Here is a 22,568-nt window from a genome sequence, read left to right on the forward strand (position 1 = left end):
TCAAATCGACATCCATCCAGTATTTGCAACCCGGTATAGTTGGTAAGAGGGTAGATGCCTGGCTGTTTTAATAATTTATCTCAAATTCAGTTGTGTCGTGTTCTGTCAGGTAAATGTCGGTTTGGTATTTTTTTACCTGAGAATCCTGTTCCTGTGTCACTTCCCAACTCAGGTTAAATCTTCTGGTATCTCCGTAGTAAAAGTCATATAGGATTTCAGACTCTGCTTTGGTAGCATCTATTTTCAACTCATATTTTGTTCCTGAATAAGGTTCGTTATCAGCATGGCCCGTTCCCAATCCATCTATACTGTAAGCGATAAAAACTTTAAGTGTATTGTTGGTGTTTGGCGTTTTTTTAACGGTAAGTTTTAAATAAGAACCCTTGCCAATTACCATATCGTGCTGTGTCTTTCTGTTCGGTTTAAAAGAGATCAGGACAGAGTTACTTTCACGCGTGCGAACGTAACCATCTTTAACAAAGTCAAAAGTGTACAACTTTTTATCGGCTATTTCAGGCACAAGCATAGCATAATTCCCTTCGACATCCGTTACAGCTGTGCCTATTATTTTCTCACCTTTTTGATTGTTAGGAAGATTCTCCCCAAACGAGATTAAATTTATAGTAACATTGGTTAATGGTTCACCCGTCTCAATGTCTGTTATCTTTCCATAAATTTCAGTTTCAACAAGTGGTTCTTCTTTTTCGCAGGCAAATAAAAAAGCGGTAAGAAAAATGAGCAGGAGAAGAGGGGAGCGGGTGATAAGTTTGTTCATGCTATAGTTGGAGTTATACATTGCGTACACAATATAGTAATTTAACTATAAATGTAAAATAAAGTACAACTCTCAAACTATAGCAACTGTGCTGTTATACCTATTTTGGTGTGTTGTTCAGCGACTGCCACAGGTATTTGCTGGCTATGGTGCGGTAAGGGCGCCAGTTCTCGGCTATCTGCTGCATACGCTGGCGTAGGGGTTTGCCAGTTTCCTCTAAACTATAGTGTCGTTTCATGGCGTTCTGTATGCCCAGGTCATCAACCGGAAACACGTCGGGTCGCTCCAGCGCAAACATCAGCAGCATCTCTACCGTCCAGCGACCAACGCCTTTTATCTGTGTCAGGTGTTGTATCAGGGCTTCGTCTTCCAAGGCATCTATTGTGGCATGTTCCAGGTTTCCGGCTGCTGCAAAAGTGGCTACATTTCGCACATAGCCGATCTTCTGAAACGACAGCCCCACGCTTCGCAGCATTTCATCTGTGGCAGCCAGCACCAGCTCCGGGTGCGGATAATTTTCCGGGAAAAATTCTGTGAATCTTTTAAATATAGTTGCTGCTGCTTTTGTGGAGAGTTGCTGCGACACGATAGCGCTCAGCAATTTATAGTACAGGTCTTCGGATCTGGAAGAAGTGAGCGGCTGGCCCTGTTCGATTATAGTTGCCAGTACAGGATCTTTGCCAAGTACGGCCATCACTTCAGGGGCAGGAGTAGAGCTATTCATAGTTTTATGGATTCAGAGTTTTTCACCCCTACGAAAGGAGAGATCTATTTAAGATACACAATAATCCAAAATAGATCTCTCACTTTTTTCGGGATAACATAATACTTGTGTGAAAAGCTGAAGGTTAATAGCTTTTCCTTAATCAGTAATTTGATAACAATTACAGCGATTTAAGCACTTTTAGCGTGTGCTCCAGCATTTCGTCGGTTACATCGAGGTGCGTTACAAAGCGGATCATCTGCGGCCCGAAAGCCGAAGCGCGAATGTTTTGTTCTGCCAGTGTCTGCACAAAGGCCGCATCGTTGTACTTCTGGTTTAATTTAAAGATAACAATGTTGGTCTCGACAGGCAGTACGCTTTCTACATAGTTTGTCTGCAGCAGTGTTTCTTCCAGTTGCTTAGCCTTGCGATGATCTTCGGCCAGGCGATCGACATGGTTATCCAGGGCATAGATGCCGGCAGCAGCCAGGTAGCCGGCCTGTCGCATGCCACCACCAAACACCTTCCGGATACGGCGGCTGTGCTTTATGAAGGCTTTGCTACCTAACAACACAGATCCAACCGGGGCTCCTAATCCCTTGCTCAGGCAAACCGAAATACTGTCGAAGTACAGGCCATAGTTTTTGGCATCCTCGCCCGAGGCTACCAGGGCATTAAAAACGCGGGCGCCATCCAGGTGCAGGGCCAGGTTCTCGCGCTTACACAACGCTGATATAGCTGCAATTTCATCTATCGTATAATAAGCACCACCGCCTTTGTTGCAGGTGTTCTCCAGGGCAACCAGCTTTGTGATCGGGTGGTGCAGGTTATCGGGGCGTATGTTGCCTTCAATCTGCTCCGGCGTCATTTTGCCACGCTCGCCATTTACTAATGCTACCGATGCGTACGAGTTGGAGGCAATGCCACCGCCTTCGTACTGGTAAATGTGGGCAGTTACATCACAGATTACTTCGGTTAGCGGGCCGGTGTGCGCTTTTATGGCGATCTGGTTGGTCATGGTGCCGGAAGGACAGAAAAGGCCGGCTTCCATGCCGAACATGGCCGCTGCTTTGGCCTCAAGGGCATTTATAGTGGGATCTTCTTCGTACACGTCGTCGCCTACCTGGGCTGCAAACATGGCTTCCAGCATCTCGGGTGTAGGTTTTGTAACGGTGTCGGAACGGAGGTCTGTTATAAACATATCAATTTTGGTTCAGGAAATACTTTACAATTCAAAAATAATGTTTTACTTTTGCCCTTCAAATTAAAACTTTGCAACGATGGGAGTTACTAGACTTAAAAGAAAAGACCGTAAAAATAAGGCAAGAGCAAACAACAAGGTTGCCAGAATTAAGCAATTATTGTTAACACCAGTTATCAAGAATGTTGACATGGACGAGCTGCGCGCTCAGTTCGGTGAGGCTCCAAAAAACAAGAAGGCAGAAGAAACTTCAGCTGAGTAGTCTTATACGGCAAAGTAAAACCATCTGCCTGCCAACGCTGTGAAAGCTTCGGTTGGCGGGTTTTCGAAAGACTTCAGAGTGTGTTTGCACCCGCAGGCACACTTTTTTTATGCCCGCTTGCCCAGCTCAATTACCTGCAGGTTCTCTACTTTGCCGTTATTTACATCAAACCGCATCATGGTGCGCATGGTATGAAAGCCGTGTCTGCCGGCAGCGCCCGGGTTCAGATGCAGCAGGTTGTTCAGGCTTTTGTCTGTCATTACCTTTAGTATATGCGAGTGGCCGGTTATGTACAGTTGCGCTGGGTTTGCTTTGATCTCATTGCGTACATCCGGGTGGTATTTGCCCGGGTAGCCGCCAATGTGTGTCATCATCACATCCAAGCCTTCCACTACAAACCGGTTTACCTTTGGGTGCACCTGCCTTATAGTAGCGTCATCAATATTGCCATACACACCCCGCAAAGGCGCAATTTCATTCAGCCTGTCCGATACTGCTATCGTTCCAAAATCACCTGCATGCCAGATTTCGTCGCAACCTGTTAGTAATCGGATGATTTGGTCGTCAAGGTAGGAGTGAGTATCGGAGAGCAAGCCTATTTTCATGGTTTTTATTTTCTGTGAAGTTAAGGTTTACGAGTGGATTTGAGAAAGTATTATGGTTTTTGTCTTTGCGAGCGTTAGCTGAGGGATCTTTTGTGTCCTATAGTTCATTCCCTCTCTTTTGTCATTTCGAACCGAGTGAGAAATCTATCTCAAACTATAGTTGATGCTGAAAAGCTATCCTGCTATAGTTGACGTTGCCTACCACTTGAAACAAGCCGTTATTCTATAGTTTCTACCAATCCTGGGAGCTCTAAGAGCCTACCGTGCTATAGTTAGTTTGGCTCCCTCCCGGGCCGGGAGGCCCCGTCTTCGGGCATCGCGCTGCTGCCTTCCTGCTATCCTCGTGCCTCTGATTGCCTGACGGCACCGCAACAAGTCAAAGGCGCTCAACCCAAAGACTGATAACACATTCGATAGCTGCTGCTTTGGCTATAATTACTGTATTGGCTCTTGGGTAAAGCAAATCGGTTACTTTCTCGTGATTGTAATTCCTTGGGGACAGGCTGCGCCTGCCTGCTCGTGGTCTGTAACTATGGAACTATAAATTAAACTATAGCAGTAGCAGAGTTCCCCTCCTTGGATAAGGAGGGGTAGGGGTGGTTGGACCAACCGTAACTATAAAACTATAGCCTAAACTATAGCAAAATCAGAAAGTCCCCCTTTGAAGGGGGTAGGGATGACCAACAGCAACTATAAAACTATAGGTGTTCCAACTATAGCAACACCCAATCCTGGAAATCCTTTAATCCTGTAAATCCTGATTCAGACAAAAAAAGGAGACAAAGCCAAAGCTCCATCTCCTTTATTAGTCATTCCTAATTAATCATTAGTCATTAATTCCCCCACGTTTCCGGAGACTTGCGCCATTCAGCTAAGGCTGTCATGGCTGATTCCTGGATGTAGCCGTTGGCTACGGCGGCTTCGGTGAGGGCGCTATAGTTGCTCAGGCAGTGCAGGGTAATACCGGCGTTTTCGAAATTTTTATCGGCCTGCGCAAAGCCATAGGTAAAGATAGCGGCCATGCCTACCACTTCGGCGCCGGCAGCGCGTACGGCTTCGGCTGCTTTCAGGGAGCTGCCACCTGTTGAGATCAGGTCTTCTATCAGTACTACTTTCTGACCTTCAAGTAGTTTGCCTTCGATTTGGTTGCCCATGCCGTGCTTCTTTGGCTCAGGTCTGACATACAGGAATGGCATCTCCAGCAGGTCAGCTACAAGGGCACCCTGCGCAATGCCGGCAGTGGCTACACCTGCTATGGCTTCGGCGTGCGGGTACTGTTTTTTAACCAGTTCCGCCAACTGTTGCTTTATAAAGCTGCGTATATGCGGAAACGAAAGGGTAACACGGTTGTCGCAGTAAATGGGCGAGTTCCAGCCGGAGCTCCACTTAAAGGGCTTATCCGGGCTTAACTTTACGGCTTCGGTTTCCAGCAGAAACGAAGCTACCTGATGTGCTGTCGTCGTAGTATCCATGCGCCGAAATTACAGAATTATTTATCTTTTTTTGGCGCTGTATTTTCTATAAAATGATTTATTTCTTATTTGCGTAAAATTACGCTCAACCAGAGCACCTACTACATGAACGTTTTCATAAACGATATTCCGCTTATTCTTAAAAGATCGAACGAGAAAGTTTACCGTCACCACTACGACCTGGTGCTGGATGCCGATGGCCATTTCACATCAAAAGACCTGGTGGGAGATGTGCTCATTAAGGATGCGGATATGATGCTGATCGACCGGCTGGTGCGCCTGATGGAGGTGAAGAAACTGAAAAAACTGAACTCGCTGACACTGGTCACCAACAAAAAGAAGCGCTTGATCGAGCACCTGAAAGACCAGTTCAAAATCGTGAAAGCGGCCGGCGGACTGGTAGTAAAGGAAGGCAGGATCCTGATGATCTATAGGTTAGGAGTTTGGGATCTGCCGAAAGGGAAGCTGAACAAAAAAGAAAATGCCAAAGCCGGCGCCCTGCGCGAAGTGGAGGAAGAATGTAATATACAGGTAGAGTTGGTAGAAAAGCTCCCTAAAACCTGGCACTCCTATGCGTTTAAAGGCAAGAAGATATTAAAGAAAACGTCGTGGTACGTGATGAACTGCACCGACGACAGCCTGATGAAGCCGCAAGCCGAAGAGTTTATTGAAGAAGTACGCTGGATGACGCCGGAAGAAGCCCTGGAAGCACTACCAAAGGCCTATACATCCATTGCGTTTATAGTTCGGCACTACCTGCAATCGCTGAAGTCGGGAAAGGTATAAAATCGCTTACATCGCCTCCAAAGCGGTGTATTTCGCGGATAATAGAGGAGCTGATCGCTGCCAGTGGAGGAGATGTGATCAGGAACACAGTTTCCAGGTTGGTGTTTACGTGCCGGTTGGCCTGGGCTATGGTATTCTCGTATTCGAAGTCGGTTGTATTTCTTAACCCGCGCAGCAGGAATTTAGCACCTACTTCCCGGGCATATTCAGCTGTTAGCCCTTTGTAAGTAGCTACTTTTACATTCGGCACGCCCACAAAAACGCTCTCAATAATTTTCACCATCTGTTCCACCGGAATATAGCGCTGCTTGCTGCTGTTATTCCCAATGGCAATAATGATCTCATCAAATAATTCGGTACCACGCATCACCACATCCAGGTGTCCGTTTGTAAAAGGATCAAAAGAACCAGGGAAAAGGGCAATGCGTTTCATAGTTTAATTTTGAATAATTGATTACTGAATAACTGAATTAAAATGCAATGGTTGGTAAAATAGCCGATAACTATTCAATTATTCAAAAATCAGTTATTCAAAATTACTTATTCGCACAGATGTAAACTATAGAGTTCGAAGTAGCGGTGCTCAAACAGGTCGTCGAATTTATAGGAGTAGCCAATGTTCTGCGGTTTCCTGCCGAATTTAACCTGGCGGATATACTTCTGCAGGATGGTGAAAAGGGAGGCATCGTGCGTAATGTCGCCCCAGACAGTAATGGTTTCCTGCTCCGGGTTCATCTTTTGCTCCTGCATTACAAAGATGATATAATAGATAAAATCCTCCGGGCTGTGGTACTGGAAAATGTTGCAGAATTGCAGCCCGTGCTCGTCGGCCACCAGTATAGTTACCAGGCCACGCTCTACAAACACAAACATGCTGCGCGGAATGCTGCGGCCGGCCTGGTGCAGAATACTTTTAATGAGTGAGCTGGTCTGGTGCACAAACTGGATCGGGCGCTCCGGAAACAGGTCTTCTATTGTTTGGCGAAGCACACGTTCTATGGCAAAAATGTTAACGGCTTCCAGACTGCTGTGGCGGTATGCAAGCACGTCATCCAGTTGCGGGTTCAGGTTGCTGTGCAGGCGCAGGTAGTCCTGCTGGTGGGCCGGGTCGTACAGCGTTTCGGGTACCAGCGTAAAATGTTGGTTACTCACAGATACGCGTATCGTTTTCCAGTTCTGCTCCTGTAGCACCGGGTTTTCACTGGCGATCAGGCGAAGTTGTTCGGCGGCTTGTGCAGGCGTAAACACTGTTATCAGCTCATAATCCTCCAGCAACGCAAACTTGTCGCGCTCCAGGTCAACTATAGCCAGGCGTATGCTTTTCTGGGCCAGCGATACGTACATATTGCATTTACTGGCGGCAGAGAGCGTAAAGCCTTCGTCCTGAATTTTGTGTGATAGCCGAAAGTTAGTACTGATCGTGTTCAAAGTATAAAGCTGGTGATGAAACGCTTGTTTATAGTGCTATGCAAGTATACTAAAAAGATGGCATTTCTATTTCAGGAAATGATGCGGCATGCTCAGCAGGTCGTTGAAAGAGTAAAGATGATGCAGGATGCGGTGTTTATCGGGCAGTGGTATTTCGCGTACCTGGTGCTTTGTTTTCCAGGCTACTTCCTCAATCAGTTGCATCTCAGGAGTAGCTTCCGGGTCATGGCCGGTTATCAGTTCTCCACCGGTCGCTTTTACTTCAAAAAAGAATTCGATGGCGTGCAGGGGCGCCTGCATAAACTCATTTACAAACAGGAAACGACCAACTTCTACTATTAAACCGGTTTCTTCCAAAAACTCGCGTTTCAGGCAATCAGCCAGACTTTCGCCGAACTGTAAGCCCCCGCCAGGTGGTGCCCAGAAATCCCGGTTCCTGATAGTTGCCTGGTGCCGTACCAGCAACAGTTTTTCGTCCTGTATGCAGATGCCGCACACCCGCACCCGTACTTTATCGGCGTAGGCGGCAGCGTTAGGGTTTATATCCGTCATAGTTTGTTTGCGCGTGGTATTGGTGGTATTTTTGTAATATGATCCAAACATACAATCCCGATTTCGAAGCCGACATCCGCGAAAAACTGGAGCGCCAGGAATTCATGAAACTGATGGGCTTCGAAGTTACAAAAATAGAAGCAGGAAGAATAGAAGGCGAGCTAAAACTGGAACAGCGCCACAAACAGCACAAAGGGTTTACGCACGGTGGTGTAATTGCCACTTTAGCCGATATAGTGGCCGGGTTTGCCGCCGTAAGTTTAGTGCCCAAAGACCACCACGTAGTTACAGCCGAAATAAAAGTATCGTATTTCCACCCGGGCGTGGGCGACAAGTTGCTGGCAAAAGGCTATGTACTAAAGCAGGGCCGCAAACTTAATTTCTGCGAAGCCGAAGTGTACGTGGTAAAAGATGAAGCCGAACCGTTGCTGATAGCCAAAGCCACCACCAGCATGGCAACTATAACCCCGGAAGACCTGAAAGTTAGAGAGTTGAAGAGTTAGAGCGTTTAGGAGTTTATAGTTAAAAGTTTTTAAACTATAGCTATAGTTTCAGATGTTGAGAAGTAACTATAGTTTGCGAACTCGAGCTGGAGTAAACCACCCCTAACCCCTCCGAGGAGGGGAATTAAACTTTTAGCAATAAAGGGGAGCCAATAGCGACTATAGAACTATAGTTTCAACTATAATACGATAACATTAAACAGTGCCAGCAACTATAGTTGGTCAATTCATAATTAATAATTCATCATTCATAATTAACCCAAAATGCGTCCGGTAGAAGTACTGCGTCAGAATTTTCCGTTTGAGCCCACCGAGGACCAAGCGAAGCTGTTTGCCAAACTGGATGAATTTATCCTTTCCAGTGCAGACGACCGGCAGGTGTTTATGCTGAAAGGCTATGCCGGTACAGGTAAAACTACGGTGGTTACCTCGCTGGTAAAGATCCTTAACAAGTTTGGCTATAAGTATGTACTGCTGGCGCCAACTGGTCGGGCGGCTAAGGTAATGAGTACCTATAGTGGCAAAAAAGCGTTTACCATCCATAAAAAGATCTACCGTCAGACTGCCAATCCATATTCTGAGGGGCTGGCTTTTACGCGCATGCCCAACAAGCTGGAGAATACTTTTTTTATAGTGGACGAGGCCTCCATGATCGCAGATGACAGTGGTTTCGGGCAAAATGGATTATTGCAGGACCTGATGAATTACGTGTTCGAGAAAAAGAACAACAAACTGCTGCTGATAGGTGATACAGCCCAGTTGCCGCCGGTAGGGCAGGTGCTGAGCCCATCGTTGGATGCTGGTTATCTGCGCCACAATTTTCGTTGTGCGGTGCAGGAAATCGAACTGAAACAGGTGATGCGCCAGGCAGAAGCATCGGGTATACTGATGAACGCCACCAACTTGCGCAGCCAGTTAAGTGCCGAGCAACCCGACATAAAACTACATACCAAAGGCTGGCGCGACATCTATAAAATGACCGGCGAGAAGCTGGAAGACGGCCTGCGCTACGCGTATGATAAGTTCGGGGTAGAGAATGCTATAGTTATCTGCCGCTCCAACAAAGTGGCGAACATGTATAACCAGCATATCCGGCGCAGCATTTTCTTTTCGGAGGATGAGATTGGCGTAGGCGATTACCTGATGATCGTGCGCAACAATTACTTCTGGCTGCCTAAGGATTCGGAGATCGGGTTTATGGCCAACGGCGATTTTGTAGAGATCACCAAGATCATAAAGCTGGAAGAAATGTATGGTTTCCGGTTTGCCGATGTGCGCGTGCGCTTCGTGGATTACCCCGATGCCGAAGAACTGGAAACCAAGATCATGCTTGACACCCTGCACAGCGATTCGCCGGCTTTGCCAGCTGACCAGAACAAGAAACTATACGAAGAAGTGCTGCAGGACTACATGGACATACCCAACAAGCGCGACCGGGCCAAGGAACTGAAGAAAAACCCGTACCTGAATGCGTTGCAGGTAAAATTTGCCTACGCCCTAACGTGTCACAAGGCGCAGGGCGGGCAATGGCAGGCGGTGTTTGTAGAGCAAGGCTACCTGAACGATGAGATGGTGAACCAGGAATTTGCCCGCTGGCTGTACACGGCCCTTACCCGGTCATCCGAAGAACTATACCTGCTTAACTTTAACGCGCAATTATTAGCCAACTAACGAACTAAAATCTTATATTGCTGCGTTGTAACAACAAAATAAAGAATCCGGCCGTAGGAACCGTATAATCTATAACATTCTCATGAAAAAACTTATCCTTTCGTTCGCAATTGCAGCCCTTGCTGCAGGTGGCGCTGTGGCACAACAGCAGCCTACTAAACAACCTACTGCACCGCAGGCACAGGCTAAAGCGGGTCCTGTTATCACGTTCGAAGAAACGGAGCACAACTTCGGCGATATTACGCAGGGCGATGTAGTAGAGCATACCTTCAAATTCAAGAACACGGGTACGCAGCCGCTGGTAATTGAGCGCGTGGATGTAACGTGTGGCTGTACTTCTCCGGCCTGGAGCAAGGAGCCTGTAATGCCAGGTAAAACAGGTTTTGTGACTGCTAAATACAACAGCGCCGGCAGATTAGGCCAGCAGAGCAAAGCTATTACAGTACACTCCAACACGGGCGAGCCGGTGCATGTGTACATTAAAACCAACATCAAAGAAAAGCAGGCAAGCGCTAAAAACTAAGCTGCCTTTTTTCTCTAAAGCAAAAGCCATCCTGATCGGGATGGCTTTTGTGTTTTTAACTATAGTTGCTCGGTTTACAGCGCTTTTAACACAGCATAGAACAAAGCCGCCCAGCCAACTATAAGCGCCGTACCGCCCAACGGGGTAATAGCACCCAGCCAGGTAATGCCTGTCAAACACAGGGTATACAGCGAGCCAGAGAAAATAAGGATACCGATAAAGAAAGCCCAGGCCGCAACCTGCAAGGCCGGATGCTCTACCCGGAATAACAACAGGCCAACGGCAAGTAAGGCCAGCGTGTGGTACATCTGGTATTTTACAGCTGTCTCGAAGGTATCAGTGCGGTTAGTGGCATTCAGCATAGGGGCAAGGGCGTGTGCCCCAAAGGCGCCGATCATTACCGATAAGGCTCCGAAAGCACTGGCAATAAGGAGTATGGTTTTTTGTGTCACGTTAGGTTGATTTAAGGGATAAGAACTTCTCTTCTATAGTTTCGATCAGTGCTATAACAAGGGCTGCGATAATGAAACCGAAAAAGGATAGCACAAGCGGAATTACTAACAGGGTAACTATAGATCCGCCTATAAAACTAAAGATGAGCGCTATAGTTATGTTAAAGGCCACGTTGGCAGCCAGCCCGCCTACCAGTTTTTCATCATAACTCTGGGGCCGTTTCAGTAGCAGCCTGTTAAAGAATACCGCTAAAGGTATTGTTGCCACATACAGCAAAAATGCCGTCAGCAGCGGGTAATCGTTTGTAAAGCTGACACCAAACCTGGCGAAAATAACGGTAAATATAACATTGTGCAGCGGGTACATGATGGCCAGGTACGCACCCAGCAACACAGGTGCGACCAGAATAAACTTGTTATTTACTTTTGACGGTAGCTTTAACATGTACTGCCCGAAAGGTAAGGAAATTAATCTTCTTCGCCTTCCAGCGCATCAATGATCTGTTCTTCCAGTTCGCTCAGGCTGTCGTACTGCTCCAGGTTAATTTCTTTGCCTGTCTTCTTCAGTTCCTGCACCACATCCAGGGCTACTACCAATGGGTCTACTTCTCGGCCCTGCAGTTCTTTTGTCCAGTCGGTACCTACCAGCAGGCCATCGTCGTACATGCCTACGCACCAGTTTTCCAGAAATTCGGCTACCGGCAACGATTCCGGTTTATAGTCTGCCCACTCATCCGACGCGCAGGCTTTGGCACCTTCGGCATCAGACCAGAAAAGGATCACTTCTGTGTCTTCGTACTCGTTGGAGCTGGAAGTAGCCCAGATGTCGCCTTGAGATAAGCCCCAGACCTGCTCGGTAGCGGCAACCTGCTGTATAAACTTGCGGTAATTGGCTTCGTTTTGATCTTGCATGTTTTTGTGTGTTTTGTTTTGCTATTTGTTATAGTTGCGCGAGCCGAAAATACCGCTGCCCACGCGTATCATGGTGCTGCCTTCTTCCAGGGCCAGTTGCCAGTCCGAGGTCATCCCCATGGATATTTCCTTAAAATCAGGATTTGCGAAGAAGAACGTTTCCTTTAACTGCTCAAAATAGGAGCGAAGCTGCCGGAATTCCTGACGTAGCTTTTCCTCATCATCCGTATTGGTGGCAATGCCCATGACGCCGGTGATTCGGATGTAATGCATGTTGCGGTACTCTTCGGACTGCAGCAAGGCAACAGCTTCGTCGTAAGTCATGCCGTATTTGGTTTCTTCGTCGGCGATAGATAGTTGCAGCATGCAGTTGATAGGCAGGGTACGGTTGCGCTGCTCCGCCCGCTTGTTGATCTCTACGAGCAGTTTCAGGCTGTCAACGGACTGTATGGTGTCTATAAAATCGGTGATGTATTTTACTTTGTTAGTTTGCAGATGGCCGATCAGGTGCCAGGCAATGTCGTGGGGAAGCAGCGCGTATTTATCTACAAGTTCCTGCACTTTGTTCTCACCAAACAGGCGGTGGCCCGCATCATAGGCTTCCTTTATAGTTTCTACGGGGTGTGTTTTGGTTACCGCTACCAGCCGCGCCGGCGTATCTTTCAGTTGCTCGTCAAAGTAGCGTATGTTTTCTGCAATTGTGCTCATAGTTTTAGGTTAATGTTGAATAACTGACTTTTGATTAACTGAAATCTGATGCTTAACAACTATAGTTACAGGGTGCCGAAATTAAGGTTTATAGGTACGGTTTATTCTTTCTACAGGCAAAAAATATAGTTAGTATCACCTGAATCTGCAGAAGCCACACTATAATACGTCCGACTTTCTGACTTATACCTTTCTAACTTCCAAACTATAGTTAGTCTTCCAGCACATTGGTTATGAACGTGTTTTTCAGCAGCATCCAACAAACCAGCAGGAGCAGGGCCCATTTCAGGTACACCTGGTAGTAATCCTTGGCGTCGCGGAAGCGTTTTTCACTTACTTCTGTTTTCTCTAACCGGTTTATACTTTTAAATATCTGCTGCAGCGCATCCTTACTGTCGGCCCGGAAAAACTGTCCGCTACCTATAGTTGCCACATCACGCAGGCTGCTTTCATCCAGCCTGGTTTCCACAAACTGCGTTTTGCCGGCATCATCTACCGCATAAGGTACCTGCCCATCTTTACCAATCCCGATGCTGTAAAGTTTTATATTAAAACCTTTGGCTAACTGTGCTGCCATTTGCGGGTCCAGGCTACCGGCTGTGTTTTCGCCATCACTGATCAATATAACCACTTTGCTTTTAGCTTCCGAATCGCGCATGCGGTTAGTGGCCACGGCCAGGGCGCTGCCTATAGCTGTACCATCGTTCTCTATCATCTTAAACCCGATAGAATTAATACTTTCGCGCAGCATCTGGTAGTCGGTGGTAAGCGGGGCAAGGGAATAGGCATCGCCGGCAAAAACTACCAGCCCGATGCGGTCCTGCACACGGCCGTTAATAAAATCCAGGGCTACTTCTTTGGCGGCATCCAAGCGGTTGGGTTTTATGTCCTGCAACTCCATCGACCCCGACACATCCAGGGCAAGCACAATGTCGATACCTTCGGAGGTTTGCTCTACCTGCTCGTTTATGCGCTGCGGCCGTGCCAGAGCTATCAGTACCAGCATAATGAACAGGATGAACAATACATCGGGGATAAACCGCAGCAGGCTGATCCATTGCCATTGTAGTTTACCATCGAACATGGCCACGTTCAGTTTATTGCGGGAGTTTATGGTAAACAGCCACTTAAGTAAAAACAGCAGCGGCACCACCGGCAGTGCATACAGTACCAGCGGAAACACCCAGTCGAAGGAGCGCAGCGTGTTAAGGCTGAACCATTCCAGGCTCAGCCAGTCCAGCATGTCGTCTGTTATTCTTAGCATTTTTGGTTATTTCGCGTCGGGCTTTGTAACGGCTCTTGGCAAAGCGGCGGAGCAGCAGCAAGGCATCTTTGGTTTCGGTATCGGCCTCGTGCTGCACGTTGCCATATATGGCTTTGTCGCAGAGGCGCAGGGCATCGTTTACTTCTTCGTTGTTGTCGTAATATTCTACTATCTCCTTGGTGGTGAATGAGTTGATGGCGCTTCGTTCCAGTTTGGTCAGGTAGTTCTTCCACAACGATACGGCCTTCTCCATACTCTGCGAAACACCCGTCTTCACGAAACGGTCGATATGCGAATTGTAACGCGAGGTGAAATACAGGTGGTCCTTGCGCAGGCGGTATAGTTTATACTTGGTTTTAATGGTTTGCCCGAAGATCAGCCAGATAAGCGTGGAGACCAGCGTCACGAATGTGATCCAGAGCAGCAGTACCGGCCAGTTAAACCGCTCGGCTACCGGCATCAGCGTGGTCTGGTTTTTAAACGTTAAGGGTTCCCGTACCTTATCCACTAACTGGTGCAGTACCACCCGGCTGCTGTCACCATTTACGCGTATGGTGTCTTTGCCCTGCAGAATAAAAACCGGCAAACTCAGGGCCTGCACTGCTTTGGTGTCAAACGTCCGGAGGGTGTAAACGGCGCTGTCGGTGCTGAGGCCATCAATTGTTCTGGTCGGGTAAAAATCTTTACGTACCAGCTCAAAAGGAGTGAAGTTATAGTTTGTGCCTGGGAGTATGATCTCCTGCCTGGCCGAATGTTTATGCACCAGTGTATAGGTAACCGGCAACCCGATCTTTACGGTATCGGTGCTGAAGGTGCCAACAGGCGGTGCCACCTGCTGCCCGCTCACCAAAACCGGCCATATAACTATAGCTAAAAATAAAAGTAACCTAAGCACTCTTTTTGTGGGTTTTATTGCGGAGCCTGAACAGGTTCACTAACTGTGGTACATAATCTTCGTTGGCCTCTATCGCCAGGTAGTTGGCCTGGTATTTCTGGCAGATGCGGATCACGTTTTCCTGGTTCTGCTGGTACTGCGCAAAATATTTTTTCTGAAATTCTTCTCCCGATGTATTAAGCCATACCATTTTGCCTGTTTCTTTATCCAGCACCGGCACAATGCCCATGCCCGGCATTTTGCGCTCGCGTACATCCAGCAAATGTATAACTATAAGGTCGTGGCGTCGGGCCAGCATCTGCAGCTCTTTCTCATAGTTCATGTCTATAAAGTCAGAGATGAGGAGCACAATGCTGCGGCGCTTGATGATATCGAGGGTAAGGCGGATGCCGGCGGCCAGGTTTGTTTTAGCCGATTTAGGTTGCAGCTCGTGCAGGGCTTTGATAATGGCATAGGCCTGCTCAATTCCCTTGGCCGGTTTCAGGTATTTTTCCTTCTGATCGGAGATGCAGATAATGCCGATCTGGCTTTGCTGCCTTGCCGCCGAAATGGCCAGCACCCCACAGATCTCCTTGCCCACGTCTATCTTCTGTTGTCTGCCAGTACCTATAGTTTGCGAAGCGCTCACATCTAGCATCAGGAACACGGATTGTTCTTTTTCTTCGCGGTATGTTTTTACAAAAGTACCATGGCCTTTGGCGCTCACATTCCAGTCTATCGTGCGCACGTCGTCTCCGTACTGGTAGGCGCGCACGTCGTCAAACTCCAGCCCGGTGCCTTTAAACACCGAGTGGAAATCGCCCTGCATCTGGGTAGTGATTGCCTTTCGTATCCGGATCTCGTACTTGCGCAGCTTTTGAACAAGCTCTTTCATACTGCTGTTGTCCTGGTGTGAGATTTTAAAATTAGGACTAATTGCCGTAATTTACATCCGTGAAACGACTTTTCTACATACTTTTTTGCCTGGCGCTGCTGGGCTGCAACTCCCCGGACAAGGTACAGAAGCCTGATGACATGATACCGGAAGGAAAAATGGCGCAGATACTGGCAGATGTGCATGTGATGGAGTCCGTCATAGAATCCACGATAAATTACCCGGATTCGGCGGTGATGGTGTACAACAAACGCCATAAAGAGATACTGCAGCAGCACAAGGTTTCGTCGGAAGCTTTTCACGATACCTACGATTATTACGCCGCCAACCTGGCAGAAATGGACAGGCTATACGAAGCCGTTCTCGATACCCTCACGACCCGCGAAGCTAAACTGATAGCCAAGAAAGGTGGTTTACCAGGAAGTGATCAGGAGATGGCTCCGGTGTTGCTGGATGACAGCATACCGGATACAACCCGCACCAGGGAGGAAAGAGTAAGGTTAATTGACAGGCCACTAAAGGCGCCGGGCAGACCTGCCGATCCGGAACTGGAACGGGATAACCCTTAAGCTCAGATTAGCTTGCTGCCATTAGGTACTTTTCCCGCAGGCTGTGCCAGTATAATATCTCGGTTCTCGTCTTCAAAGCCGGTCACCAGCACTTCCGACATAAACGTACCGATCTGTTTTTTACCCAGGTTCACCACACACAGCACCTGCCGGCCAATCAGGGTTTCTGGGGTATAGTGTTTGGTTACCTGTGCGCTTGATTTCTTGATGCCCAGCGGTCCGAGGTCTACTGTTAGTTTATAGGCCGGCTTGCGTGCTTCCGGAAATGGGTGCACTTCCAGTATAGTTCCTACGCGTATATCGGTTTGCTCAAACTGTTGCCAGCTAATTGTTTCCTGTGCCTGTTCTGGTGCGTACATCGGTTCGTGTTATAGTTTAATCTTTCCTCAAATATAATAGAAGCTGTCTAAATCCTGTTACCCCAGCGTGGTAGAAGGCTATAGTTTGCACTGCGGGCTGATCCTCAAAAAGTAACATAAGCCTCAGTCCTTCGTAATCCTATGCAGCCTTTCTGCTGTTCAGAAGGTGCAGTGCAAGCTGCTAATCATCACACGCTCACACCCCATACTATGAAAGAAGAATCCGGAGCAAGTAAGTCTGTCTGGGTAGATGGCATTGCTATGCCTGTCACACATCCGTTACAGGAAAACGTTACCTGCGATGTATGCATTGTCGGGGCCGGTATTGCCGGTCTGACCACGGCCTATCACCTGATGAAGGAAGGAAAAACGGTTGTTATACTGGAAGCAAAAAATACGATTTGCGGCGGCGAAACCAGCCGAACCACCGCACACCTGGCCAGCGCCCTCGACGATGGTTTTCCGGAACTGATCCGCTTGTTTGGAGTAGATGGTACCCGCCTGGCCGTGCAAAGCCACATGGCTGCTATCGATAGAATTGAAGCCATCATAAAAGATGAAAAAATAGACTGCGAGTTTAAACGTCTGGACGGCTACATGTTTGCCAACAACCAGGAAGAAGAAGCACAACTGACCCGTGAACTGGAAGCCGCTCACCAGATTGGCTGGCGCGATGTAATTTTGCGTAAATCCTGCCCCTTAGGCTCGCTTACCGAGCTGCCTTGCCTGCACTTCCCGAACCAGGGGCGTTTTCATGTGCTTAAATACCTGGCAGGGTTAACCAATGCGATGCTGGACAAGGATGTTCGGATTTACACCGCAAGCAAAGCCGTAGAGTTCAGGACCGGACCTGTTACCACGGTAGTAACCCAGGACGGACATAGTGTAACCGCGAATACCCTGGTAGTAACTACCAATGTGCCCGTTAACGATGTGGTAACCATGCACACCAAACAGGCGCCTTACCGCACCTATGTAATTGGGGCACGCGTTGCCAAAGGGGAGGTGCCGGATGCTCTTTACTGGGATATGCAGGACCCTTACCACTACATCAGGCTGGAAGAATCGGGAGGCGAAGGCACAGACGACCTGCTTATAGTTGGCGGCGAAGACCACAAGACCGGCCAGGACGATTACCCAACGCTGCGCTATCAGAAACTGGAGCATTGGATGCGACAGCACTTCCCGATGGCGGGAGAGGTGGTTTACCGTTGGTCGGGACAGGTGCTGGAACCTGTGGACAGCCTGGCTTTTATAGGAAGAAATCCCGGGGATGCTGATAACGTGTACATTGCCACCGGCGACTCTGGCCACGGTATGACACACGGAACAATTGCCGGTATGCTGCTCACAGACCTGATCATGGGCCGAAAGAATGAATGGGCAACGATCTACGACCCGGCACGCGTAAGCCTGAAAACTACCGGCGAGTTTTTAAAAGAGAACCTGAATGTGGCAGCCCAGTACAAAGACTACGTAACCGGCGGCGAAGTAAAAGACGCATCGGAGGTGATACCAGGTACAGGGCGCATTATGGGCCGTGGGCCAAATAAAATTGCCGTTTACTGCGACCAGGACGGCGTGCGCCACGAATGCTCTGCCATTTGCACGCACCTGGGCTGTGTGGTTAGCTGGAACAGCGCCGAGCACTCCTGGGATTGTCCGTGCCATGGCTCCCGCTTCGACCCGTTTGGCAAAGTAATTAGCGGCCCCGCCACCAAAGATCTTGAAAAACCGGGTGGCAGATAGTTGCTGGTTATTAGTTGTTGATTATTAATGAGGAGCTTATAGTTATAGTTGATGATCAACTATAGGTTTTAAAACAGAAGGGGCAACTATAGTATCGAAAACTATAGTTGCCCTTTTTAACTTTCTGACTTCCAGACTTCCTAACTCTTTTAGCTCTTAAATTTTTCCAGTTGTTTCAGGCGTTTGGCAATGTTTTGTTCCCAGACTTCAGAGACTTTGGCGTCCAGGCCGTGGCGCGACTGTTCATCAAATTTTTCCTGGTCGGCTTTCCAGTCTGCAAAAGCGGCATTCACAACGGCAGCTAATCTGGGTTTGGCATCGGGGCAGGATGTTCCCAATGCCTGCAGGTTTTTGCGGAGCTGGCGGGCGTGTACTTCGGTCAGGTCGAAGTGCAGCTGCTCGTGGTGCAACAGTTTTTCTGATCTGGTGTTCTTGGTCCAGGATTCGGTAGCCAGGAAAACGCATTTTACGTCGTAGGCAAAGGTATTGGCGTTGCATTTGGCATCTACGGCCAGGTTGGCAGCCGTCAGGGCGTGGTGCGGGTTCAGGGTGTCGGGGCTGGCTTTAAAATCGCTCCAGGCCAGGCGCCTGTCAGCAGACCAGGCAATCTGTTCTGTTTTAGCTGCTTTTTTTTCTTCGGATACAGGCTTTGCAAGTACCGGTGCGGGCGCAATGTAGCCCGTCAGCAACGACAGGAAGAGGGCAATAAAATTCATCTTGGCTAAAAGATTTATATTCGTCTGCTTAACAGCAGCTTAGCGCAGAAAGTGCCAGTACATTGTACTTTATGTGGTAACTACCTGGGAACTAAGCTTTTTGAAGCGTAAAAATAGCAATAAAGCAGCAACCGACAAACCTGCCAGCAACCCAAGCCAGACTCCGTTTACTCCAAAACCCAGCTTAAACCCAAGCACATAGCCCACCGGCAGGCCAAATACCCAATACGCTACCAGCGAGATAACTCCCGGGATGCGCACATCTTCCAGTCCGCGTAAAGCGCCCAGGCCCACTACCTGCACACCATCCGAGATCTGGAATAGTGCCGCAATGATCAGCAAAGTAGAGGCAACCTGAATCACTTCCGGGTCATCAATGTACAGAGCCGGGATGATATCTTTGGCGGCCACCATCAGCAGGCCACTGACAAGCATGAACAGTACGCCCATGGCAAAGCTGCTGTTGCCAGCCATGCGCATAGCCCTATAGTTGCCCAGGCCCTTCTGGTTACCCACCCGTATAGTTGCTGCCGCCGCTATGCCGCTTGCCATCATGTAGGTTACCGAGGCCACGTTTATCGCTATCTGGTGTGCTGCCAGTTGTTTGGCGCCCAGCCACCCGATCATGATCGCCGAAAAGCTGAAAGCGCCCATTTCAAAGATCATCTGCCCGGAAATAGGAAGGCCCAGTTTAAAGATGCGGTACATGTGCAGGAACGAGAGGTGGCGCCAGCGCAGGAAATGGCGGAACACCTCGAACCGCTTCGCATACAGTACCCAGGCAGCCATCATCAGGGCCATAATAACCCGCGAGATAAAAGTAGCCCAGGCCGCGCCCAGCATTCCTAACTCCGGAAAGCCCAGCTTACCCCAGATCAGCACATAGTTCAGGAAAATATTGAGCAGGTTGGCGCCTATGGTGATGTACATGGATTGCTTGGTGAACGAAAGCCCCTCGGCAAATTGCTTAAATGCCTGGAACAACATGAGCGGCACCATCGAAAGGAACAGGATATTTACGTACGGGATCGCCAGTTTTACGACATCTTCCGGCTGATTGAGCAGGTTAATGTAGGGCGACAGAAAGTAACCGGCTATAAACAGCAATATGCCCAGCAGGAAGTTGGAGATCAGGCCGTTGAGCAGCAGCAGCGAGATGCGCGTATAGTTACGGCGGCCTTCGGCAGCGGCGATAAGCGGTGTTATACTGAACGAAACGCCCATCCCGAACACCATCACGATCATAAAGATACTGTTGCCCAGCGAAGCAGCTGCCAGCGGAATGGTACCGATCTGCCCCACCATCAAACTATCGAACACACTTACCATAATGTGGCCTAACTGGCTGAGCACTACCGGGTAAGCGAGTGAAAAGTTTTTGGCGAAATGTTCCTTGTAAGTGGCGGTATCCATAGTAATCGGGAAAGGCCTGCAAAATTAGCAGTTTTTTACCGGATGCCCATGCTATAGTTTAATTACGCCACTATTAGTTGCTGCAGGGCTTTCTGTAAGCGTCCCAGGGCCAGTACCAGTTCTTGCTCTTCTACGGCAAACGACATGCGCACATGGCCCTTGCCGCCAAACAGGTCGCCGTTGGCAACTATAAGCTGATAGTCCTGCTGCAGGTAATGTACCAGGTCGGCGGTGGTTGCAATGGTTTTGCCTGCCGGTGTTTTGCTGCCAATGTAGTAGCTCAGGTCCGGGAAAAAGTAATAGGCGCCATCGGGCTCCATAAAGCGCACATGCGGAATGGCTTCGAGGCCGGCCTTCATGAGCTGCCGGTGCCGGGTAAGAACGGGTAGCATGGGGTAGAGGGCGTTTTGTTGCTGTTGCAGCGTGGCCAGGGCGGCATCCTGTATAAACATGCTCACACCCGAAAAAGTACTGGACTGGAAATCGGTGCACTTTGCAACTATAGTTTCCGGCCCCACCATATACCCGATGCGCCAGCCTGACATGGCAAAGTTCTTAGAGAAGCCGTTGACAACTATCGTTCTTTCCGGCGGCCCCTGGCAGGCAAGGGCAGAAGTAAAAGGCTTGCCGTAAGTATCAAGGTCATATATTTCATCGCTTATCAGGTAAAGGTCCGGGTAATCCTGCAGCAGGGCGAGCATAGCTTCTACTTCAGGTTTGGTATAGATACGGCCGGTAGGGTTGGCAGGGTTGGTTAAAAGTAAGATCCTGCTTTTAGAGGTCAGTGCCTTTCGTACTTGTTGGGCATCCAGGCTATAGTTGTGCTGGGGTGTGGTTTCAATTGTTACCAGTTTGCCTTTGGTGTACTTCAGCAGTTCATAAAAGCCGAACCAGGCCGGCGTGGGTATCACCACTTCGTCGCCCTCGCGCAGGAGCACGGAAAACAAGTTGAAAAGTGCCTGTTTGGTGCCTGGCGTCACTACTACCTGCTCTGGCTTTACTTTTATGCCATCGTGCTGGTAACGGTCTGCTATGGCCTGGCGTAATTCCGGGCTGCCTGCTGCGGGGCCATAGTAGGTTTTGCCCTGGTGCAGGGCGGAAATGGCAGCGGCAATAGCAACAGCAGGGCTTCTAAAGTAGCTTGCTCCGGAAGCAAGGTTCAGTTCGGTCATTGTTCAGGCTGGTATAAAATATCTGCAAAGTATTTCTTTTTATCCTGAAAAACAGATTTTACACGCAGCCCATGGCGGGCGCCTAATTGCTCAGCCTGTGCTAAAGTAAACTTGCAGGAATTTTCGGTATGAATGGCTTCCCAGGGCTGTAGATGAAATGTTTGCCCGGGAGCGGCCTGTAAAGTTATAGTTTGCGCTGCCTGGCTTACAAGATAACTTCGCATAACGCCTTCCTGCGGGTCGTACAAAGCAAAATGCCTGAAATTATCAACGGGGATATTGCCGCCCAGTTCCCGGTTAATGCGGTGGAGCAGGTTCAGGTTAAAGGCTGCTGTTACGCCTGCAGCATCGTTATACGCGCTCAGGATTGTATCCGGGTCTTTGTGCAGGTCAATGCCCATCAGCAGCATATCCTGTTGCTGCATGTAGCTGCGGAGCTGCTGTATAAAATCTTCCTGTTCCTGTGTGGTAAAATTGCCGATGTTGGAGCCTAAGAACAGCAACACTTTTCTGCCGGGTTTATTTTTGTTTAGCCAGTCTAAAGCCGTAGAATAATCGCCGACTACGCCGTGTACTTTTAAACCGGGCATTTCCTGGTGAAGCGTTTCCAGCAGTCCGGTTATGGCATCTCCCGAAATATCTACCGGCACGTATTCAAATTCAGCCTGCCTGCCAAGCAGCTCGTGTAGCAACGTTTTCGTTTTCAGAGCATCGCCGGCACCCAGGTCTATCAGGCAGAAAGGGCCGTTGGCTGCGAAAGCCGAAGCTATAGTTGCGCCATGGGTCTTCAGCAATTCGTGCTCAGCACGGGTCAGGTAATACTCCGGCAAATGCATGATCTGCTGGAAAAGCCTGCTTCCTGCTGCATCATAAAAGTAACGGGAGGAGAGGTGCTTTACCGGCTGGCTGAGGCCCTGTATCACATCCTGTAAAAATAAATTCTGCTGTAGGTTTTCAGCATGTTGTATGCTGAGGTCAGTTATAGGAAGGGTAGAAGTCGTCAT

Annotated in this window: 27 protein-coding genes; 7 read left to right on the forward strand and 20 right to left on the reverse strand. The window is 48.7% G+C overall.

Translation table 11 applies throughout. From position 1 onward, the window contains the following. Window positions 1-67: 67 nt before the first annotated feature. From H7F15_RS03085 to H7F15_RS03095, 3 genes are all read right to left on the reverse strand, one after another. Window positions 68-775: a hypothetical protein gene (locus H7F15_RS03085; protein ID WP_185195501.1), complete on the reverse strand. Its 708-nt coding sequence runs from the start codon at window positions 773-775 to the stop codon at window positions 68-70. Window positions 776-875: 100 nt separating this feature from the next. Further along, window positions 876-1,499, reverse strand: a complete 624-nt coding sequence (locus tag H7F15_RS03090) for a DNA-3-methyladenine glycosylase (RefSeq protein WP_255481057.1) — start codon at window positions 1,497-1,499, stop codon at window positions 876-878. 160 nt (window positions 1,500-1,659) lie between these two features. Next, window positions 1,660-2,679, reverse strand: coding sequence for a low specificity L-threonine aldolase (locus H7F15_RS03095; RefSeq protein ID WP_185195502.1), 1,020 nt, complete (start codon window positions 2,677-2,679; stop codon window positions 1,660-1,662). 79 nt (window positions 2,680-2,758) lie between these two features. Between H7F15_RS03095 and H7F15_RS03100 the strand changes: the two genes are divergently transcribed. Next, entirely contained in the window at window positions 2,759-2,941 is a 183-nt protein-coding gene (locus tag H7F15_RS03100) for a hypothetical protein (RefSeq protein ID WP_163914465.1), read from the forward strand. 107 nt (window positions 2,942-3,048) lie between these two features. Here H7F15_RS03100 and H7F15_RS03105 read toward each other — a convergent pair whose 3' ends face one another. Next, window positions 3,049-3,546: a metallophosphoesterase gene (locus H7F15_RS03105; protein WP_185195503.1), complete on the reverse strand. Its 498-nt coding sequence runs from the start codon at window positions 3,544-3,546 to the stop codon at window positions 3,049-3,051. Between the two features lie 833 nt (window positions 3,547-4,379). Then, on the reverse strand, window positions 4,380-5,018 hold the full coding sequence (gene pyrE, locus H7F15_RS03110) for an orotate phosphoribosyltransferase (protein WP_185195504.1): 639 nt from the start codon (window positions 5,016-5,018) through the stop codon (window positions 4,380-4,382). Window positions 5,019-5,123: 105 nt separating this feature from the next. On the opposite strand from pyrE, the gene H7F15_RS03115 reads away from it, so the two are divergent. Next, window positions 5,124-5,804 carry an NUDIX hydrolase gene (locus H7F15_RS03115; RefSeq protein ID WP_185195505.1) on the forward strand — a complete coding sequence of 227 codons (681 nt, stop codon included), beginning with the start codon at window positions 5,124-5,126 and terminating at the stop codon, window positions 5,802-5,804. Here the strand turns inward: H7F15_RS03115 and coaD are convergent. The 3 genes from coaD to H7F15_RS03130 all read right to left on the reverse strand — a co-directional run bounded on the left by coaD (window position 5,758) and on the right by H7F15_RS03130 (window position 7,835). After that, the gene (gene coaD / locus H7F15_RS03120) at window positions 5,758-6,237 is read right to left on the reverse strand and encodes a pantetheine-phosphate adenylyltransferase (protein ID WP_185195506.1); all 480 of its coding nucleotides are present in this window, start codon (window positions 6,235-6,237) and stop codon (window positions 5,758-5,760) included. The genes H7F15_RS03115 and coaD overlap by 47 nt on opposite strands. A 107-nt stretch (window positions 6,238-6,344) precedes the next feature. Further along, window positions 6,345-7,232: a DUF3822 family protein gene (locus H7F15_RS03125; RefSeq protein ID WP_185195507.1), complete on the reverse strand. Its 888-nt coding sequence runs from the start codon at window positions 7,230-7,232 to the stop codon at window positions 6,345-6,347. A gap of 66 nt (window positions 7,233-7,298) precedes the next feature. Continuing rightward, window positions 7,299-7,835 (reverse strand): NUDIX hydrolase, encoded by a 537-nt coding sequence (locus tag H7F15_RS03130; protein WP_255481058.1) that lies wholly within the window; start codon window positions 7,833-7,835, stop codon window positions 7,299-7,301. On the opposite strand from H7F15_RS03130, the gene H7F15_RS03135 reads away from it, so the two are divergent. The 3 genes from H7F15_RS03135 to H7F15_RS03145 all read left to right on the forward strand — a co-directional run bounded on the left by H7F15_RS03135 (window position 7,823) and on the right by H7F15_RS03145 (window position 10,481). Continuing rightward, window positions 7,823-8,287 carry a PaaI family thioesterase gene (locus tag H7F15_RS03135; RefSeq protein ID WP_185195508.1) on the forward strand — a complete coding sequence of 155 codons (465 nt, stop codon included), beginning with the start codon at window positions 7,823-7,825 and terminating at the stop codon, window positions 8,285-8,287. The genes H7F15_RS03130 and H7F15_RS03135 overlap by 13 nt on opposite strands. A gap of 264 nt (window positions 8,288-8,551) precedes the next feature. Further along, window positions 8,552-9,958: an ATP-dependent RecD-like DNA helicase gene (locus H7F15_RS03140; RefSeq protein ID WP_185195509.1), complete on the forward strand. Its 1,407-nt coding sequence runs from the start codon at window positions 8,552-8,554 to the stop codon at window positions 9,956-9,958. Window positions 9,959-10,040: 82 nt separating this feature from the next. Further along, the gene (locus tag H7F15_RS03145; RefSeq protein ID WP_185195510.1) at window positions 10,041-10,481 is read left to right on the forward strand and encodes a DUF1573 domain-containing protein; all 441 of its coding nucleotides are present in this window, start codon (window positions 10,041-10,043) and stop codon (window positions 10,479-10,481) included. Window positions 10,482-10,555: 74 nt separating this feature from the next. Here H7F15_RS03145 and H7F15_RS03150 read toward each other — a convergent pair whose 3' ends face one another. The 7 genes from H7F15_RS03150 to H7F15_RS03180 form a co-directional block, all read right to left on the reverse strand. Further along, complete coding sequence (locus tag H7F15_RS03150) at window positions 10,556-10,933, reverse strand: DUF423 domain-containing protein (protein WP_370523377.1); 378 nt, start codon at window positions 10,931-10,933, stop codon at window positions 10,556-10,558. Between the two features lies 1 nt (window position 10,934). Continuing rightward, on the reverse strand, window positions 10,935-11,378 hold the full coding sequence (locus tag H7F15_RS03155; protein ID WP_185195511.1) for a hypothetical protein: 444 nt from the start codon (window positions 11,376-11,378) through the stop codon (window positions 10,935-10,937). 23 nt (window positions 11,379-11,401) lie between these two features. Next, the gene (locus tag H7F15_RS03160; RefSeq protein ID WP_185195512.1) at window positions 11,402-11,845 is read right to left on the reverse strand and encodes a DUF2750 domain-containing protein; all 444 of its coding nucleotides are present in this window, start codon (window positions 11,843-11,845) and stop codon (window positions 11,402-11,404) included. 21 nt (window positions 11,846-11,866) lie between these two features. Further along, a complete protein-coding gene (locus H7F15_RS03165; RefSeq protein ID WP_185195513.1) occupies window positions 11,867-12,553 on the reverse strand; it encodes a YggS family pyridoxal phosphate-dependent enzyme in 687 nt (228 codons plus the stop codon). A 211-nt stretch (window positions 12,554-12,764) separates the two neighbouring features. Beyond that, complete coding sequence (locus tag H7F15_RS03170; RefSeq protein WP_185195514.1) at window positions 12,765-13,817, reverse strand: VWA domain-containing protein; 1,053 nt, start codon at window positions 13,815-13,817, stop codon at window positions 12,765-12,767. Further along, a complete protein-coding gene (locus H7F15_RS03175) occupies window positions 13,759-14,712 on the reverse strand; it encodes a hypothetical protein (protein ID WP_185195515.1) in 954 nt (317 codons plus the stop codon). Before H7F15_RS03175 ends, H7F15_RS03170 begins: the two co-directional genes overlap by 59 nt. Further along, window positions 14,705-15,586 carry a DUF58 domain-containing protein gene (locus H7F15_RS03180; protein WP_185195516.1) on the reverse strand — a complete coding sequence of 294 codons (882 nt, stop codon included), beginning with the start codon at window positions 15,584-15,586 and terminating at the stop codon, window positions 14,705-14,707. The genes H7F15_RS03175 and H7F15_RS03180 overlap by 8 nt, the downstream gene beginning before the upstream one ends. A gap of 59 nt (window positions 15,587-15,645) precedes the next feature. Between H7F15_RS03180 and H7F15_RS03185 the strand changes: the two genes are divergently transcribed. Then, on the forward strand, window positions 15,646-16,155 hold the full coding sequence (locus H7F15_RS03185) for a DUF4296 domain-containing protein (RefSeq protein WP_185195517.1): 510 nt from the start codon (window positions 15,646-15,648) through the stop codon (window positions 16,153-16,155). 2 nt (window positions 16,156-16,157) lie between these two features. On the opposite strand, the gene H7F15_RS03190 is transcribed toward H7F15_RS03185, so the two are convergent. Then, window positions 16,158-16,514 (reverse strand): tRNA-binding protein, encoded by a 357-nt coding sequence (locus tag H7F15_RS03190; protein WP_185195518.1) that lies wholly within the window; start codon window positions 16,512-16,514, stop codon window positions 16,158-16,160. Between the two features lie 210 nt (window positions 16,515-16,724). Between H7F15_RS03190 and H7F15_RS03195 the strand changes: the two genes are divergently transcribed. Then, complete coding sequence (locus H7F15_RS03195; RefSeq protein ID WP_185195519.1) at window positions 16,725-18,263, forward strand: FAD-dependent oxidoreductase; 1,539 nt, start codon at window positions 16,725-16,727, stop codon at window positions 18,261-18,263. 149 nt (window positions 18,264-18,412) lie between these two features. Here H7F15_RS03195 and H7F15_RS03200 read toward each other — a convergent pair whose 3' ends face one another. The 4 genes from H7F15_RS03200 to egtD form a co-directional block, all read right to left on the reverse strand. Beyond that, complete coding sequence (locus tag H7F15_RS03200) at window positions 18,413-18,979, reverse strand: DUF922 domain-containing protein (RefSeq protein ID WP_185195520.1); 567 nt, start codon at window positions 18,977-18,979, stop codon at window positions 18,413-18,415. Window positions 18,980-19,048: 69 nt separating this feature from the next. After that, window positions 19,049-20,392, reverse strand: a complete 1,344-nt coding sequence (locus H7F15_RS03205; RefSeq protein ID WP_185195521.1) for an MATE family efflux transporter — start codon at window positions 20,390-20,392, stop codon at window positions 19,049-19,051. A gap of 62 nt (window positions 20,393-20,454) precedes the next feature. After that, window positions 20,455-21,564, reverse strand: coding sequence for an aminotransferase class I/II-fold pyridoxal phosphate-dependent enzyme (locus H7F15_RS03210; RefSeq protein ID WP_185195522.1), 1,110 nt, complete (start codon window positions 21,562-21,564; stop codon window positions 20,455-20,457). Further along, entirely contained in the window at window positions 21,561-22,568 is a 1,008-nt protein-coding gene (egtD, locus tag H7F15_RS03215) for an L-histidine N(alpha)-methyltransferase (RefSeq protein WP_185195523.1), read from the reverse strand. Before egtD ends, H7F15_RS03210 begins: the two co-directional genes overlap by 4 nt.

Origin of the sequence: Pontibacter sp. Tf4, assembly GCF_014212495.1 — a bacterium.
Lineage (GTDB): Bacteria > Bacteroidota > Bacteroidia > Cytophagales > Hymenobacteraceae > Pontibacter.

What these genes read in the sequence shown, in the direction of transcription:
- H7F15_RS03200 (WP_185195520.1), bottom strand. Translation starts at nt 18,979, where the DNA reads ATGAATTTTATTGCCCTCTTCCTGTCGTTGCTGACGGGCTACATTGCG.
- H7F15_RS03085 (WP_185195501.1), bottom strand. Translation starts at nt 775, where the DNA reads ATGAACAAACTTATCACCCGCTCCCCTCTTCTCCTGCTCATTTTTCTT.
- egtD (WP_185195523.1), bottom strand. Translation starts at nt 22,568, where the DNA reads ATGACGACTTCTACCCTTCCTATAACTGACCTCAGCATACAACATGCT.
- H7F15_RS03130 (WP_255481058.1), bottom strand. Translation starts at nt 7,835, where the DNA reads ATGTTTGGATCATATTACAAAAATACCACCAATACCACGCGCAAACAA.
- H7F15_RS03160 (WP_185195512.1), bottom strand. Translation starts at nt 11,845, where the DNA reads ATGCAAGATCAAAACGAAGCCAATTACCGCAAGTTTATACAGCAGGTT.
- H7F15_RS03195 (WP_185195519.1), top strand. Translation starts at nt 16,725, where the DNA reads ATGAAAGAAGAATCCGGAGCAAGTAAGTCTGTCTGGGTAGATGGCATT.
- H7F15_RS03140 (WP_185195509.1), top strand. Translation starts at nt 8,552, where the DNA reads ATGCGTCCGGTAGAAGTACTGCGTCAGAATTTTCCGTTTGAGCCCACC.
- H7F15_RS03095 (WP_185195502.1), bottom strand. Translation starts at nt 2,679, where the DNA reads ATGTTTATAACAGACCTCCGTTCCGACACCGTTACAAAACCTACACCC.
- H7F15_RS03115 (WP_185195505.1), top strand. Translation starts at nt 5,124, where the DNA reads ATGAACGTTTTCATAAACGATATTCCGCTTATTCTTAAAAGATCGAAC.
- H7F15_RS03180 (WP_185195516.1), bottom strand. Translation starts at nt 15,586, where the DNA reads ATGAAAGAGCTTGTTCAAAAGCTGCGCAAGTACGAGATCCGGATACGA.
- H7F15_RS03105 (WP_185195503.1), bottom strand. Translation starts at nt 3,546, where the DNA reads ATGAAAATAGGCTTGCTCTCCGATACTCACTCCTACCTTGACGACCAA.
- coaD (WP_185195506.1), bottom strand. Translation starts at nt 6,237, where the DNA reads ATGAAACGCATTGCCCTTTTCCCTGGTTCTTTTGATCCTTTTACAAAC.
- H7F15_RS03210 (WP_185195522.1), bottom strand. Translation starts at nt 21,564, where the DNA reads ATGACCGAACTGAACCTTGCTTCCGGAGCAAGCTACTTTAGAAGCCCT.
- H7F15_RS03165 (WP_185195513.1), bottom strand. Translation starts at nt 12,553, where the DNA reads ATGAGCACAATTGCAGAAAACATACGCTACTTTGACGAGCAACTGAAA.
- H7F15_RS03100 (WP_163914465.1), top strand. Translation starts at nt 2,759, where the DNA reads ATGGGAGTTACTAGACTTAAAAGAAAAGACCGTAAAAATAAGGCAAGA.
- pyrE (WP_185195504.1), bottom strand. Translation starts at nt 5,018, where the DNA reads ATGGATACTACGACGACAGCACATCAGGTAGCTTCGTTTCTGCTGGAA.
- H7F15_RS03190 (WP_185195518.1), bottom strand. Translation starts at nt 16,514, where the DNA reads ATGTACGCACCAGAACAGGCACAGGAAACAATTAGCTGGCAACAGTTT.
- H7F15_RS03145 (WP_185195510.1), top strand. Translation starts at nt 10,041, where the DNA reads ATGAAAAAACTTATCCTTTCGTTCGCAATTGCAGCCCTTGCTGCAGGT.
- H7F15_RS03170 (WP_185195514.1), bottom strand. Translation starts at nt 13,817, where the DNA reads ATGCTAAGAATAACAGACGACATGCTGGACTGGCTGAGCCTGGAATGG.
- H7F15_RS03135 (WP_185195508.1), top strand. Translation starts at nt 7,823, where the DNA reads ATGATCCAAACATACAATCCCGATTTCGAAGCCGACATCCGCGAAAAA.
- H7F15_RS03090 (WP_255481057.1), bottom strand. Translation starts at nt 1,499, where the DNA reads ATGAATAGCTCTACTCCTGCCCCTGAAGTGATGGCCGTACTTGGCAAA.
- H7F15_RS03155 (WP_185195511.1), bottom strand. Translation starts at nt 11,378, where the DNA reads ATGTTAAAGCTACCGTCAAAAGTAAATAACAAGTTTATTCTGGTCGCA.
- H7F15_RS03205 (WP_185195521.1), bottom strand. Translation starts at nt 20,392, where the DNA reads ATGGATACCGCCACTTACAAGGAACATTTCGCCAAAAACTTTTCACTC.